A 14,679-nucleotide genomic window follows, 5' to 3' on the forward strand; every position below is an offset into this window, starting at 1 on the left:
TGCTGTAAGTCATGTCGTATTCCTCGATGGATTCAATGTTCAGGGAAAAAAATTCAGGGCCTGAAAAAACAAAACCCCCGATCGGGTAGCCGACCGGGGGTGGAGATTTCTCTGGTTGGCGTCCCCGTTAGTGTGGGCGCCAGGTAGGTATCAGGCGCGCCAGTGGCTATACCAATACCCAAAATAAAAGCTGTTCGGGAGATCAATGCCGTTCAAGCCGCTGCACGCGATGAAGCACACGGCCGAGCGATCTACGCTGGCAGAGTGGTGCATCGATGAGGTTGGCTGGGACATGGAGCATCTCCGTTAAGGTGCTGCGAGCTTACTGCAGCCTGCGGTGTGGATTCAATCAGAAAATCCAATCGCGTCCAGAAGCGCTATCTATTCAATAGCTCCGGACTTCCAGGCATCGCCGCCGCATGACCGTATGACAATTTGCAGTCAGTCAGCCATTTGCTGAGGCTGCGCCTCGACAGCCGTGGGGATACTGCCGATCTTCATGCCGAGCAATACCGCGACTTTGTGGGCTTCCCCACGTCGGCCTTTCTTGCGTCCCGCCAGCACTTGGTAGGTGGTCGCAGGGTCGATGCTGTTCTCGCGCGCAAACTCTTGAACAGATTTACCTTGTTGCTCTAGCCAGGCCTTGGCTTGTGCAGCGGTACGTATTCCGGGCATAGTTCAAAACCGTTCAAATCAGTTTAATTTATCTAGATTCTACCATTCGTAAGGATGGGGTCAACAGGATTATGCATTCAAATGAGTGGAATTGGTTACCGACTTAGAAAAGAAAGAGAACGACTGGGGCTTTCTCAGCGTGCCTTCGGAGAAATCGGTGGTGTCGAAGCGAACGCTCAAGGCAAATACGAAAGCGGCGATCGCGCTCCCAAGGCGGATTACCTCGCAGCAGTCGCGGCCAAAGGCGTTGATGTGCTTTACGTCCTGACTGGCACGCCGACACCCATCCCTGTCGATAATTTGAGCAATGCCGAGGAGAAGGTATTAGGGAGTTACAGATCACTACTCAAGGAAGATCAGGATGCCATTCGACGTCTGACCACGACCATGGCCGAGCTGTCGGCTTCCTATGCAATTCATGGCAAGCCCGGAAATCGCGACGGCAATTGAGCCTTTCCCCGTGATTACGGGGTGAAGCAGGGGAATCAAGTCGTTCAACCGTATAAGTAGCAAAAAGCTATATCTGCTGTTACCACCTCTATATGAGTCAGACCTCGCTTTAAGCTAGGTCTGACTCCCTGTTTTTGCTATGGTGACGAGCATTCGTCATGACCGTTTCGCGAGGTGTCTGCTTGATTAAGGTGCTAGTTGTCGATGACCATGATCTTGTTCGGACAGGCATCACACGCATGCTGGCCGATATAGATGGTCTGGAGGTCGTCGGTCAGGCTGACTCCGGAGAGGAGTCGCTGAAGAAGGCGCGTGAGCTCAAACCCGATGTGGTTCTGATGGACGTCAAGATGCCTGGCATCGGCGGTCTTGAGGCAACTCGCAAAATGCTGCGCAGCCATCCGGAAATAAAAGTCGTCGCAGTGACCGTTTGTGAGGACGATCCATTCCCTACGCGTTTGCTGCAAGCCGGTGCCGCCGGTTACATGACCAAAGGCGCCGGACTGGCCGAAATGGTCCAGGCCATTCGTCTGGTATTTGCCGGCCAGCGCTATATCAGCCCGCAGATAGCCCAGCAGTTGGCGATCAAGTCATTCCAGCCGCAAGTGAACAATTCTCCGTTCGATTTGCTCTCCGAGCGTGAAATACAGATTGCCTTGATGATCGTGGGCTGTCAGAAAGTCCAGGTGATCTCCGACAAACTGTGTCTGTCACCCAAAACCGTTAATACCTACCGTTACCGTATCTTTGAGAAGCTTTCGATCAGCAGCGATGTTGAGTTGGCTTTATTGGCAGTACGTCACGGCATGGTCGATGCCAGCGCCTGAAATGAATCAACCGTTCGATCCCAGTGCTTTTCTTTCTACCTGCAGCGGCCGTCCTGGCGTGTATCGCATGTTCGATGCCGAGGCACGTCTGCTTTATGTGGGCAAGGCCAAGAATCTTAAAAACCGCCTCGCCAGTTATTTCCGCAAAACCGGCCATGCACCCAAGACCAGCGCGCTCGTTGCTCGTATCGCCCAGATCGAGACAACGATTACCGCCAATGAAACCGAAGCGTTGCTGCTTGAGCAGACACTCATCAAAGAGTGGCGACCGCCCTACAACATCCTGCTGCGCGATGACAAATCCTATCCCTACGTGTACTTGTCGGACGGCGACTTTCCCCGCCTGAGCATTCACCGGGGCGCGAAAAAACCCAAAGGCCGCTATTTCGGTCCGTACCCCAGCGCAGGGGCCGTTCGCGAAAGCCTGAGCTTGATGCAGAAGACGTTTCTGGTCCGCCAGTGCGAAGACAGTTTCTACAAGAACCGCACACGGCCCTGCCTGCAATACCAGATCAAGCGCTGCAAGGGGCCATGTGTCGGTCTTGTTGAGCCGCAGGTCTACGCCGAGGATGTTCGTCACTCGGTGATGTTTCTCGAAGGTCGCAGTAACACGCTGACCGACGAGCTGAACGCCTTGATGGAAAAGGCCGCCATGAGCCTGGACTTTGAGCGGGCAGCTGAATTGCGCGATCAGATAGCGTTGCTGCGGCGTGTGCAGGATCAGCAAAGCATGGACGGCGGCACTGGCGATGTGGATGTAGTGGCTGCTTTCGTCAATCCCGGCGGCGCCTGTGTGCATCTGATCAGCGTGCGCGGTGGACGTGTTCTGGGCAGCAAGAATTTCTTTCCTCAAGTGGGTATCGAGGAGGAGGTGGGCGAGGTCATGTCTGCGTTCCTTTCGCAATATTTCCTGGGCGGTGTGGATCGCGAGCTTCCCGGCGAAGTCATCGTCAATGTGCTTCACGATGATTTCCCGACACTGATTGATGCGATCGAAGAGTCTCGTGGTCGCGAACTGATCATCAGCCATCGTGTTCGCGGTACGCGCGCGCGCTGGCAGCAGATGGCTGTTACCAACGCAGAACAGGCCTTGTCGGCACGGCTTGCCAACCGCCAGCATGTCGCGGCCCGCTTCGACGCATTGGCGAAGGTGTTGAAGCTCGACGAGCCGCCGCTGCGCCTTGAGTGCTACGACATCAGCCATTCAAGTGGCGAGGCAACCGTCGCATCGTGCGTGGTATTTGGTCCTGAAGGGCCGATCAAGTCAGATTATCGACGCTACAACATTGAAGGGATCACCGCTGGCGACGATTATGCCGCCATGCATCAGGCGCTGACCCGACGCTTCAGCAGACTCAAGGACGGCGAGGGCAAGTTGCCTGACATCCTGCTGGTCGACGGCGGCAAAGGCCAGCTGTCCATGGCGCGGGACGTGCTCAACGAATTGGCGGTTCCTGACCTGATTCTTCTGGGCGTGGCCAAAGGTGCAACACGCAAAGCCGGTTTTGAAACCCTGTACCTCAACGACGCCGCGCACGAGTTCACCTTGCCGGGGGATTCGCCCGCATTGCATCTGATTCAGCAGATTCGGGATGAAGCCCACCGTTTTGCGATCACCGGACACCGCGCGCGACGTGGTAAAACCCGGCGTACGTCGACGCTTGAAGGCGTCGCCGGGGTTGGGCCTACGCGTCGTCGGGACCTGCTCAAACACTTCGGAGGGTTACAGGAATTGTCACGCGCAAGCATCGAAGAAATAGCCAAAGCGCCCGGAATCAGTAAAAAGCTCGCAGAGTCGATTTATGCAAACCTACACAGCGAGTAGAATGCTCGCTCACCTCGTAGCCAGTTGTGCCGATGAATATTCCTAATCTGATCACCGTTCTACGTGTCCTCCTGATTCCAATCTTCATCTTGTTGTTTTACATGCCTTACTACTGGAGCTACATGGCGGCCAGTTCCGTCTTCGCATTTGCGGCGGCAACGGATTGGCTCGATGGATATCTGGCCCGGCGTCTTGAGCAAAGCACCCCGTTTGGTGCGTTTCTAGACCCCGTTGCCGATAAATTGATGGTCGCGGTTGCGCTGGTGTTGCTGGTTCAGGCACACGCCAATCTGTGGCTGACGCTGCCTGCTGCGGTGATTATCGGTCGCGAGATCGTGATCTCTGCGCTGCGCGAATGGATGGCCGAACTGGGGGCGAGAGCGCAGGTTGCGGTCTCCAACCTGGGTAAATGGAAAACCGCCGCGCAAATGGTGGCGCTGGTCATCCTCCTGGCCAATCCACCGGCATTTACCTTTTGGGTGATCGTGGGCTACGTTCTGCTGTTACTGGCAGCCGGTCTGACGTTGTGGTCGATGGTGCAATACATGAGAGCGGCTTGGCCTCATCTGAAAACCACCACAGAAAAAAAATAAGTTTTGAATCAAAGGGTTGACGCGGCTATTTGAATCTATAGAATGGCCCCGTCACCAAGATGCGGGAATAGCTCAGTTGGTAGAGCACGACCTTGCCAAGGTCGGGGTCGCGAGTTCGAGTCTCGTTTCCCGCTCCAAATATTGCGCTGCAGAGTTCCACTGAATTCTGTAAGCGATTGAAATCAGGACCTTCGGGTCCTTTTTTCGTTCCGGCGGGAACCACTGAGATCCAGCTGTTGGCGCTGATATCGAATTTACCCAGTTGCCGAGATGTCACTGACCCAGTCTGATTCCTCACAATCCGTTGCCTGTCCAGGGTTTGTGCTGATTGGGAGGTGGGTCGGTCTAGCGTCGGCAGGTGGTTCAATTCGGCATCGGCGTCAACAGGTCAGGCTGTCATCTCCCGATTCATGGCAACAATGTCCTCGTGTGTAAAATTGCCATCTGGAGCCATGAATATGCCCAGAAGTGCGTCCCGATTTTGAGGCGCCCTTATTTTGTCTGCCGCACACAATGCGGATTTCAACTCTGGCAATTTCAGTTCGGTGCAGTAGGCCGGTGTGCCTGGTTGCTGACGCCATGAGTTTTCGAGGCTTCCTGCGGCAAGCGCGGTAAAGCCGGTATCCTCTACAAGATCCTGCACGATTGCCTCAGCATTGATGTCACCGCCAGCCACAGGTATGGCTATGCGTGAGGAAGACCCGACTGGTTGGCCATGGTCGGCAAGAGTCGTTGCGAGGACGGCATTCCATGCCTTGATGAGCGGGCGGCCGATCTGCTCGCTTACCCAAACGCTCTCAGGTTTACCGTCGTCAACTTCTTTGATTGCCCCGTCGCGGCCCGGATAGTAATTGGAGGTGTCAATGACGACGGTTTTCTCCGGAATATTTCTCAAGGCCTGCTTGAGATCCGGGTAGTTTGCGAAGGGGATCGAGAGGATCACAACGTCTACCTCCGACACAGCGCCTTCTTTGGTCACCGCCTGTACACCGATCTCATTGGCAAGGTTCTGAATACTCTGAGGACCTTTTCGAGTTGGCCAGTTTGATTTCATGGCCGCACGCAGCGAGCTTACGGGCAAGTGTCGCCCCAATGTTGCCTGCGCCGATAATTCCGATTTTCATTTCAATAACACCCTCGCCTACAAACGACAATCAAGCTATTGCCGGGCTTAAAAAAGGCGCCTATCAGTCGATGTCACTTTTGAGGGCAAATGAAAAGGCCGGAACGATTCGTAGCGGGGTTACTAACGATGACTTTTTTCTAGCCATCGCCGGAATATGGCAAATGGATGCCCAGAGCGAATGGCGCTCGCGTCTCGCCAGGTTGATGAATCTGGTGATGGATGGTTTGTGCGCAGGCAGCCCCGAAAGCCTGAAGAAAAATAGCGCGTAGCATTGGCCTGAAGTGGCTAGTCCTGAAATAGGTTTACACCTGTTTCAGTCTCAAATCGCCTCATTGAGGACGCGTCCTCTCCCGCAATGACGGGACAAAGATCATTTCTCCAGAAAAAAACGGCCATTAAGGCCGTCAAGTGGGATGAGCGGTTTCGTTCGGGCAGTTAATATCCAGGTGGGTCATTGTTTGTTAAGTTGGAGGGCTGGATGAAGGCGTTTTTCTTGCCGCCGCCGCAGAGTTTAACCAGAGTAGAATTGCTCCGATAGATGCGGCTACTATCAGTGTAAGCCACATGATCACCAATAGAGTTAATGTGACGCTGTTATTTAATTCACGAAAAAGGCCGAAGGCAAAAGCTGTATACCAGGACACGCCCGAAATTGCACCCGATGCGAGAAATAACGCAGCTCTTCTGCGGGAAACTCCGAAGAGTAGGGGGCGACTCAAGTCGCGTAATGCTTCAGGCAACACAAACGCGTGGATGATTATTCCGTTGATGGTCAGGACAATCACCACAATTACCTTCGCCCAGAGTTTAGGGTTTTCAAACTTTTCCGGCGACTCCATCGCGTAAAGGGCAAGAAAACCAAGGCCAGAAAGCCAAAGGAGGCATAGTCCGATAGTGACGGCCTCGCTGATGAAGTGAAAGATGCGTCCGATTTCAACCGGGAGGCTGCCCTTGCGCATCCAACGCAAAATCCATAGGTCTAGCATCGTCGCTCCACCTAGACCAAAGCACATGCCGAGCAAATGTAAACCTACAAGGAGTGTCAGAACCTTCAGCTGTGGAAGTGGATCAGGCAATGGAACGCTGAGCGTAAGTGTGTCCGCCAGTAAGTGACTGCTGCTGGAGAGCGCAAGTAAGCCGCCGACAATCATGAGAGACGTTCGTGTTTTCATTTATTACAATCTCAGGCTAGCGTTCTTATTTGAACGCGTGCGCAGTTTGTTTGCTGGAGAATAATGTCCTTGTATTCTCAACGTTATGGATACAAGTGATTGCCTTGAAAGGAAGTTAAAGCTTGCTCCGGCAAGATTCTAATAAAGTAGGCGGCTATCTGCGTCATTGCTGCTAACAGGATGATAAGTTTGAAACCAGCCACCGGATAAGTGAGCTTGGCGACGACAGCTTCACATCAGCAGCCAGCACGGCCGTGGACACTACTCAGGAAGGAACTGGTGCTTGAGCATCAATCAAATTCTGACTCTTTAGCTCCTCCCAGAACCCTGCCGGAATGCCAACTTTCATAGCTTGTACATTGGAAACTATCTGCCCTGTCGAACGTGCCCCCGAAATGATCGCGGACACTTGCGGATGTGCCGCTGCGAACTGCAAGGCGGCAGTATGGATGTCGATGCCATACCGGCTGGCAATCGCCATGATTTGCCCGCGCTTTTCTACCGCACCGGCAGGTAGATCCAGGCTGAAGTTATATCGGCTGCGACCTCCCAGAAATCCATCATTGAGCGGTGTTCCAACCATGACGCTGGTACCTTTTCTTCTTAACGCCGGAAACGTGCTGCGCAGCGCATCGCCGTGGTCAAGGAGGGAATATTGGCAGGCAAGCAACACGACGTCGGGGGTCGGGTCATCACTGCTCAATGCGTGAACCACGGCATTCGGCGTATTGACTCCGAAGCCCCATGCCTTGATGAGTCCCTCATCACGCATCTTTTCAAACTCAACCATTGCCCCGGTGCGCGCAATTCGATACGCCGCTTCCCATCCGCCTTCCAGTTCGGTGTTATCTGGCGAGATGTCATGGATAAAAGCGATATCGATACGCGGTAGCCCCAGTCGCTGCAAGCTGTCTTCCACGGAACGACGCGCGCCTGCGGCGGTGTAGTCATACCGGTAATTGAAGGGCGCTGGTGACTTCCAGATGGCATGGTCCGCGCGCGGGCCCCCAGCGGCAGTCAATACCCGGCCCACCTTGGTGGAGACCACATAGTCATCTGGATCCTTGCCCCGCAGAAAGCGGCCTAGACGATATTCACTCAAGCCAAATCCGTAGAACGGCGACGTGTCGTAAAGCCTTACACCTGATCCCCACGCAGCCTGCAGAACCATAGCCGCCTGCTCGTCGCTGATCGGAGCAAAGATATTGCCGATCTGCGTCCCGCCCATACCAAAGCGTTGAGGCGTCATGTATCTCATGGTATGCGAGGGCAAATTGAGGGGCAGGTCTGCGCGCACTAGCCGACCCTCAGTGCGCATCACGCTCCCGCGCTCTGTCAGCGAAGAGGACGCTGGGGCGTCCGCTGCCGAACGTGCGACACTCGATGCTGGCAGCCAGGCGGCCGCAACAGCACCAGCCGCCGAATAGGCAAGAAAATTTCGTCTGTCCATCCCACTTTCCTCTCGCGACTCAGGTTTCACGGGCTCATCGAAGCCAGTATTCGTACTACAAATTAGAGCAACCAGGCTTAGCCAAGTGACCCTGATTCGCCGTATTTTGTGCACAATCCTGCCGATACGCTTGTGCGAGACACACATTCTCAGCAGACTCGAATATTCCGTTAACAGGATGCATGTGATGACGAGCGCTTCCCTCTCGCAGTTCGGTTTCAGCCATATGCAATCCCTTAGCGTGCGCGAGCCCGTTCAGCCCAACGAGCGCCTCCAGGCACTCAGACGGCTTGTCGAAAAAGTCACTCTGCAGATTGGGTTGAACGAGGTTTGCACGACGTCGATTCCAGGCTTGACGTTTTATCGATTAGCCGAGCTGGGCACGCCCGCGTACTGCATCTATGAGCCTTGCGTGGCCATCATTCTGCAGGGCGCGAAGGAGATTACGTTCGGCGAGGAAGTCTGTGGGTTCGCGCAAGGCGCGTTTTTCGTCACGTCGGTCGATATACCGACACTGGCTCGCGTTACCGCGGCTAACAAGCAAACCCCTTATTTATCAGTCGTGTTGAAGCTCGATTTTTCCATGCTCAATGAGGTGATCCTGACCCTGGAACCGCTAAAGCAGGAACTGGCTACTGAGCTGCGGGGCTTCGTATCCGGTGTGGCGACGGTTGAGATGCTCGATGCGTTCGCTCGACTCTCTGCGCTGATCGAGCGGCCGCTTGAAGCAAGCTTGATGTCGGGCCTTATCATGCGGGAGATATGCGTCAGGCTACTGCTCAGTGAAGCGGGGCCTTTGTTGCGCAGCGTCACTCGCGATGGCTACCGAGACAGGGGCATCGTGAGAGCCATTGAGTGGTTGAAATTTCACTACGACAAGCCGCTGCACGTGGCCGAGCTCGCCGAGCGATCAGGTATGGCCAGTTCTACTCTGCATCACAACTTTCGCAAGCTGACTGGCACCAGCCCCGTTCAATATCAAAAATCGTTACGCCTGCAAGCCGCGCGCAGCTTGATGTTGATCGATAGGGTAGACGTGAACACCGCCGCGCTGCGGGTAGGCTATGAAAGCGTGGCCCAGTTCAGCCGCGAATATACCCGACGTTTCGGATCCCCACCCTCGAGAGACATCAAGCACGCCCGGGAAAATGGTGGCCGGCTCGACTCGCCGCACCACGCGTGATGCGAGTATGCAAGACGACGTTGAGAAACAATCAGTGACCTCGTCCATGACCTCGCCCTTGAGGATTTTTGGGCCGATAGCGTTTCTGCAGGTCAACCGGGAATTGCATCCGGGCTTGACCAGAAACACATCAACCCAGCATGCCTGCGAATGACCGGAGATCCTTAGCGAATTATTTAGGACAGTTGACTGAAATCCCCCATGGCTTCGCGCGAAGAGGGCACTTTGATACTATGCTCAGTGCCACTGCAGGCAATGTTCTGGTTTCAATTTTCGGCCGAGTCGTTGCCAGCAACCCTATGCTGGCAAGACAGTAGGTCGGTGGACTTCAGGCTTTTTCAAAGGCAATGCGCAACAGCCCTCGCTCGCGCCATACAGGGAGATGCCCAATGCATGCGCCAAACCTCACAGGGTCGACGATCTCCAATCTGCAAGTCGACTGCGCCAACCAGGCCTAGCAGTCGATCCAGGCTGTTGGCAGGTGCAGGTGGATTACTGTTAGTCAATCCCAAGCACGATGGAGAACAGCATGAACACTAAACCGACCCACAAAATCTTGTGGCGCTTCGCCGGCTGCGTGACCGGGCTGGCGATGGTTGCTGCCAATCCAGCCCAGGCTGCCGATGGCGGCATTGCCGTCGACCCCACCGCAAGTCATAGCATTGCTTTCAGCAACTCCTACGCGGGCAGCGATTTCCGCAAGGTGATGGTGCGCAACTGGCAGGAGATTGCGGTCCAGGCGCAAAAGGATGGCTTGATCCGGGAGGCCCCGGTGGTCAGCGCGAATAACTCGGCATCGGAACAGGCGGCCCATATCCAGGACATGATCGTCAAGGGCGTCAACGCCATCGTCATCCTGGCCGCGTCCGACACAGCCCTCAACGGGGTGATCCGCGATGCCTGCAACGCTGGCATCGTGGTGGTCGTCATGGCCAGCCTGGTCACCGAAAGCTGCGCCTATACCGTGGACTACAATTGGTCCGCCATGGGCCGCGTGGAAATGGATTACGTCGCCGAGCGCCTCAAGGGGAACGGAACGCTGCTGGAGATCCGCGGCATTGCTGGCGATGCCACCGATAAAAACATCAGCGACGGCATTCGCAAGGCCGCCAGCGACTATCCGGGCCTGAGGTTCGCCAGAACCGTTTACGGGAACTGGACGGCTTCCGTCGCACGCAAGGAGGTGGCGCTGGCGCTGCCGTCGCTGCCCAGCATTGATGCCGTCGCTACTCAGGGGGGCGACGGTTATGGCGCGGCCATGGCGTTCAAGGCGGCGGGACGCCCTTTGCCGATCATCGTGATGGGGAACCGTCAGGACGAACTCGCCCTGTGGAAACAGGAACGCGATGCCAATGGCTACGAGACCGTCTCGGTCTCCGCCTCCCCGAGCGTCTCCCAGGTGGGTTTCTGGGTGGCCCAGCAGATTCTGGCGGGCAAGCAAGTGCCTAAGTTCGTCGAGGTGCCGCTGGTACGCATCGATGCGAAAGACCTGGACGCCTGGCTCGCCACGATGCCCGTGGGCGGAGCCGCCAATCCTTTCTACAGCCAGGCTTCCGTTGCGGCGATGATCGACGCGGCCATCAACAACACGGTGCCGCCGGCGCCTTTGCCGGAGGTTATGAAGCAGTAGCGGCGGGCGGGGATGCGAGGCGCCATGTTGACATTCAAACCCGTCAGGGACAGGCCCATTGCCGTCAAAACTGGCCTGGCGGTCGCCGCACTGGTGTTCCTGATGCTGGCGGTATCGCTAGTGAACCTCTACGGCCTGCGAGGCATGGTCCGTGCAGTGGATTCCGCCAGCCATTCCGCGGAAATTCTGGCGTCGGTCAACGGGGCCACCGGGCGGGTGGAAAATTTTATCGCCACCCGCGACCAGGAAAGCCTGTTCCAGGCCGAAGGCATGGTGGCGACGGCCATCGCCGGCCTCAGTGCCATTCCGGTGGCTGAGGCAGAATCGCTCAAAGGCAGTCTGGAGAGGCTCGCCGCAGCTATCGCCGCCTTGCGGGCGGCGACCCTGACCATGGATGGCGAAACGGAGAACATGACAGCCCACTACGGCCGGATGCGAGAGGCGACGATCCTCGTCGAACAGGGCATCGCCGATGGGCTGAAGGACCTGGGTTCCCGCGCCGCTGATCACAAGGCGCGGGTGAGCAACATCGAAAACGCCCATCGCATCCTGGATATCCTCCACAACAGCGAACGGATCATCACCGCCAATGTGGCCAAGACACTGGTGACCGGCGATGGGGCGGCCGCCACTGCAGCGCGGAACGCCTGCGCGGCTCTCCCGCCCGTGGTCGAGCAATTGCGTGAGGTGATGGGGACGCCGCAGGAAGGAGCGATCCTGGATCTGTTGGCGACGGCGGTCGCTGCTGCCAGCCTGGCGGTCGAGCACCTTGGCGAGCCGTCCAAACACCGGGAAAGTGAGGCTTTGCGGCATCTCGCCGCCGTCGGGGATGTGGCCGAGCGCCTCGATGCGATGCTGGATGAAGTGGACGAGCACGTTGCCCGTGACGCAAATGACATTCAGGCAGCAACCGGTTTGCTGAACAATGCAGCCGCGTTGTCCAAGCGTTTCGCCGAGCGCGTTGCCACTCTGGAGGCACAGACCTTGTCGTTCCGCCTGTCGCCGTCGGCCGAGGTCGCAGGTTCTGTCGGCAACATCCTGGACGAGCTCACCCGTCTCTCTCGTGTTCTCCCTTCGACCGTGGGGCAGCAAGCCAACGCTACGCCCTTGACTGTCAACGATCAGATTGCCGGCTACCGGGCAGCATTCGCCAGATTCCATCAGGCGAGCAACTCCTTGAGCGGCGCGCGCGACCAGGTTCGCAACGAGGCACGGAGCGCCGGCCTGTTGGTTGCGCGCTTCGCTGGCGAAGCGCGCTCCGACGCCTTGGTCCACAATGATCGCGGCATGCTTGCAACGGTGGTCGCGGGTGCCGTCGCCATCCTGCTAGCCGGCGCCATCGCCTGGAGCACATCGCGGTTTATCGCGCAGCCCATCGTGGCCCTGGCCTCGGTCATGCGCCGGCTTGCGGCCGGCGACCTGAACGCCGAGATCGCCAGCGCCGGACGCGGCGACGAGATTGGGATCATGACCCGCGCGGTACGGGTGTTCCAGGAGAATGCCCTGCGCATCCGGGTGCTGGAGGCCGAGGCCGAAGCCGAACGACAGCAAGTCCAGGCCTCTTTGGAAAGAATGGTCGCCGAACGGACCGACACGCTGCACCAGCAGACCGAGGTGCTGGAGGCGCAGGCCGTCGAACTCATTCAGGCGCGCAACCAGGCCGAGACGGCCAACCAGGCAAAGAGCGATTTCGTTGCCACGGTCAGCCACGAACTGCGCACTCCTCTGACGCTCATTCTCGCCCCCCTGGAACAGCTCTCGGCGGCGACCATCCCGCCGGCGGACTGGCGAGTGCAAATCGACCGCGCCCAACGCAACGCGCTACGCTTGATGAACCGGGTGAACGACATCCTCGATTTCTCCAAGGCCGAAGCGGGTAAGTTTGAGCTGTGTCCGGCGCCAATTGACTTGAACCAGGCGGTTGGTGTGCTGGCCGAGGATGCCGCCATGGTGGCCAAGGGCAAAGGCTGCACTTTAACCTGCAGCATCGATCCCGCGCTCGGCACGGTTTTCCTGGACCCCCGACATTTCGAGAAAATTCTTCTCAACCTGGTGAGCAATGCCATCAAGTTCACGCCCGCTGGCGGCACCGTGCACCTGGCAGTAACTCCCCTTGATGGCGAGCGATTTGAACTCGCGGTGCAAGACTCGGGGATTGGCATTGCGCCAGACAAACTGCCGCTGCTGTTCCAGCGTTTTTCCCAGATCGACAATTCCGCCACGCGCCACTACAGCGGCACAGGCATCGGTCTCGCCCTGGTCAAGGATCTGGTCGAACTGATGGGCGGCGAAGTCGGCGTCAACAGCGAGCCCGGACGGGGGTCGTGCTTCTTTGTTCGATTTCCGCTGGGGGCTGAGCAAAACACCTTGCCGACCGAAGCCAGCAATATGCACGAGCGATTGTCACCGAGCACGACCGAGCAGCGCCACCTGCGTTTCGACGACGGCCGCCACGGCAGTAGCAACGACCGAGCTTCGACGGAAGGCGCAGACGACGGGCAGCACCAGCATCCGGAACGCGCCTTGCAGTCCAGGGTGCTGGTGGTAGACGACAGCCCGGAAATGCTTGGCTACCTCAGCGAACTTTTGCACGACGACTACATCGTCGCCACCGCCGCTGATGGAGAGCAGGCCTGGGCACTGCTGCAGCGTCGACCAATCGATGTTGTCGTCTCGGATGTGATGATGCCGGAGCTCGACGGCTTTGGCCTGACAGCCAGAATCAAAGCCAGCGCCGGTTTTGCCCATTTACCCGTGATCCTGCTGACCGCCCGCGGCGGCAGCGAGGCCTGCGTCTCCGGGCTGGAGAGTGGCGCCGATGACTATATCGCCAAACCCTTCTCGCCGCTGGAGCTCAAGGCTCGCGTACGCGCGGCGATACGCATGAGCCAGGTGCAAACCGAACTGCATGCAAAATCCCGTCAGGCGGGCATGGCCGAAATCGCCACGACTGTGCTTCATAACGTCGGCAACGTCCTCAACAGCGTGAACGTATCGGCAGAACTGGTCAGCAACCAGATGCGCACTTCCAAAGCCCAGGGGCTGGGCAAGGTGGTTCAGCTGATGAACGAACACGTCAATGACCTGAGCGACTTTCTCACCACAGACCATAGAGGAAAGATGCTGCCCGGCTACTTGCTCAAGCTGACGGAGGTGGTGACGGCAGAGCAACAGGGCATCATTGAAGAACTCGAGCGACTCACCAAGGGCATTGACCACATCAAAACCATCGTCGCTGCCCAGCAGTCCTATGCCGTTACCGTCAGTGTCGTCGAAACAGTGCCGGTCCCAGAGTTAATCGATGATGCCTTACGCATGAGTGCCGGATCACTGGCCCGCCAGGAGGTGACGGTGGTCAGGGAAATTGCCGACTTGCCCCTGCTGTCGCTGGACCGGCACCGGGTGCTGCTGATTCTGGTGAACCTGATCAGCAACGCCAGGCAGGCGTTGGACGGCGTGGTCGATCGCAGCCCGTGCATCACGTTCGGCGCCTTCCTCGCTGACGGATCAGTACTGCGTATTACGGTGGCCGACAACGGCAATGGGATTGCGCCAGAGCACATGGCGAGTATCTTTTCGCATGGCTTCACTACTCGCAAAGACGGTCACGGTTTCGGCCTGCACAGCTGCGCGCTCGCCGCGCAGGAAATGGGTGGCAGCTTGACCGTGCACAGCAACGGGTCGGGACAGGGCGCGACCTTCACCCTCGATATCCCTCTTGATGCTCCGCAGAATAAGCGATGAACAC

Annotated in this window: 10 protein-coding genes, 1 tRNA gene and 2 pseudogenes; 9 read left to right on the forward strand and 4 right to left on the reverse strand. The window is 57.3% G+C overall.

Going from position 1 to position 14,679, the window contains the following annotated elements; translation table 11 throughout:
- Nucleotides 1-441: 441 nt before the first annotated feature.
- Nucleotides 442-675: a DNA-binding protein gene (locus tag AABC73_RS12840; protein ID WP_065836543.1), complete on the reverse strand. Its 234-nt coding sequence runs from the start codon at nt 673-675 to the stop codon at nt 442-444.
- A gap of 81 nt (nt 676-756) precedes the next feature.
- Here AABC73_RS12840 and AABC73_RS12845 point away from each other — a divergent pair, with 81 nt between their 5' ends.
- The 5 genes from AABC73_RS12845 to AABC73_RS12865 all read left to right on the forward strand — a co-directional run bounded on the left by AABC73_RS12845 (nt 757) and on the right by AABC73_RS12865 (nt 4,507).
- Nucleotides 757-1,125: a helix-turn-helix domain-containing protein gene (locus AABC73_RS12845; protein WP_020290068.1), complete on the forward strand. Its 369-nt coding sequence runs from the start codon at nt 757-759 to the stop codon at nt 1,123-1,125.
- A gap of 182 nt (nt 1,126-1,307) precedes the next feature.
- Complete coding sequence (uvrY, locus tag AABC73_RS12850; protein ID WP_341523903.1) at nt 1,308-1,952, forward strand: UvrY/SirA/GacA family response regulator transcription factor; 645 nt, start codon at nt 1,308-1,310, stop codon at nt 1,950-1,952.
- 1 nt (nt 1,953) lies between these two features.
- Entirely contained in the window at nt 1,954-3,777 is a 1,824-nt protein-coding gene (gene uvrC, locus AABC73_RS12855; RefSeq protein ID WP_341524230.1) for an excinuclease ABC subunit UvrC, read from the forward strand.
- Nucleotides 3,778-3,809: 32 nt separating this feature from the next.
- Complete coding sequence (pgsA, locus tag AABC73_RS12860; protein WP_341524231.1) at nt 3,810-4,370, forward strand: CDP-diacylglycerol--glycerol-3-phosphate 3-phosphatidyltransferase; 561 nt, start codon at nt 3,810-3,812, stop codon at nt 4,368-4,370.
- 61 nt (nt 4,371-4,431) lie between these two features.
- Nucleotides 4,432-4,507, forward strand: a tRNA-Gly gene (locus AABC73_RS12865).
- A gap of 251 nt (nt 4,508-4,758) precedes the next feature.
- Here the strand turns inward: AABC73_RS12865 and AABC73_RS12870 are convergent.
- A pseudogene (locus tag AABC73_RS12870) lies at nt 4,759-5,494 on the reverse strand (NAD(P)-binding domain-containing protein).
- 76 nt (nt 5,495-5,570) lie between these two features.
- Here AABC73_RS12870 and AABC73_RS12875 point away from each other — a divergent pair.
- Nucleotides 5,571-5,765 (forward strand): annotated as a pseudogene (locus AABC73_RS12875) (TetR/AcrR family transcriptional regulator); the annotation flags it as partial.
- Nucleotides 5,766-5,957: 192 nt separating this feature from the next.
- Here the strand turns inward: AABC73_RS12875 and AABC73_RS12880 are convergent.
- Together AABC73_RS12880 and AABC73_RS12885 are read right to left on the reverse strand one after the other, a co-directional pair.
- Nucleotides 5,958-6,668, reverse strand: a complete 711-nt coding sequence (locus AABC73_RS12880) for a hypothetical protein (protein WP_341523904.1) — start codon at nt 6,666-6,668, stop codon at nt 5,958-5,960.
- A gap of 265 nt (nt 6,669-6,933) precedes the next feature.
- Nucleotides 6,934-7,917: an aldo/keto reductase gene (locus AABC73_RS12885; protein WP_341523905.1), complete on the reverse strand. Its 984-nt coding sequence runs from the start codon at nt 7,915-7,917 to the stop codon at nt 6,934-6,936.
- 388 nt (nt 7,918-8,305) lie between these two features.
- Here AABC73_RS12885 and AABC73_RS12890 point away from each other — a divergent pair, with 388 nt between their 5' ends.
- The 3 genes from AABC73_RS12890 to AABC73_RS12900 all read left to right on the forward strand — a co-directional run bounded on the left by AABC73_RS12890 (nt 8,306) and on the right by AABC73_RS12900 (nt 14,675).
- A complete protein-coding gene (locus AABC73_RS12890) occupies nt 8,306-9,301 on the forward strand; it encodes an AraC family transcriptional regulator (RefSeq protein WP_341523906.1) in 996 nt (331 codons plus the stop codon).
- Between the two features lie 529 nt (nt 9,302-9,830).
- Nucleotides 9,831-10,931, forward strand: a complete 1,101-nt coding sequence (locus tag AABC73_RS12895; protein WP_341523907.1) for an ABC transporter substrate-binding protein — start codon at nt 9,831-9,833, stop codon at nt 10,929-10,931.
- A gap of 24 nt (nt 10,932-10,955) precedes the next feature.
- Complete coding sequence (locus AABC73_RS12900; RefSeq protein WP_341523908.1) at nt 10,956-14,675, forward strand: ATP-binding protein; 3,720 nt, start codon at nt 10,956-10,958, stop codon at nt 14,673-14,675.
- Nucleotides 14,676-14,679: the final 4 nt, after the last annotated feature.

Origin of the sequence: Pseudomonas sp. G.S.17 (genome assembly GCF_038096165.1) — a bacterium.
In the GTDB taxonomy this organism is placed as follows: Bacteria; Pseudomonadota; Gammaproteobacteria; order Pseudomonadales; family Pseudomonadaceae; genus Aquipseudomonas.

Coding starts and splice junctions, on each gene's coding strand:
- AABC73_RS12840 (WP_065836543.1), bottom strand. CDS start 675: ATGCCCGGAATACGTACCGCTGCACAAGCCAAGGCCTGGCTAGAGCAA.
- AABC73_RS12845 (WP_020290068.1), top strand. CDS start 757: ATGAGTGGAATTGGTTACCGACTTAGAAAAGAAAGAGAACGACTGGGG.
- uvrC (WP_341524230.1), top strand. CDS start 1,954: ATGAATCAACCGTTCGATCCCAGTGCTTTTCTTTCTACCTGCAGCGGC.
- pgsA (WP_341524231.1), top strand. CDS start 3,810: ATGAATATTCCTAATCTGATCACCGTTCTACGTGTCCTCCTGATTCCA.
- AABC73_RS12880 (WP_341523904.1), bottom strand. CDS start 6,668: ATGAAAACACGAACGTCTCTCATGATTGTCGGCGGCTTACTTGCGCTC.
- AABC73_RS12885 (WP_341523905.1), bottom strand. CDS start 7,917: ATGACGCCTCAACGCTTTGGTATGGGCGGGACGCAGATCGGCAATATC.
- AABC73_RS12890 (WP_341523906.1), top strand. CDS start 8,306: ATGACGAGCGCTTCCCTCTCGCAGTTCGGTTTCAGCCATATGCAATCC.
- AABC73_RS12895 (WP_341523907.1), top strand. CDS start 9,831: ATGAACACTAAACCGACCCACAAAATCTTGTGGCGCTTCGCCGGCTGC.
- AABC73_RS12900 (WP_341523908.1), top strand. CDS start 10,956: ATGTTGACATTCAAACCCGTCAGGGACAGGCCCATTGCCGTCAAAACT.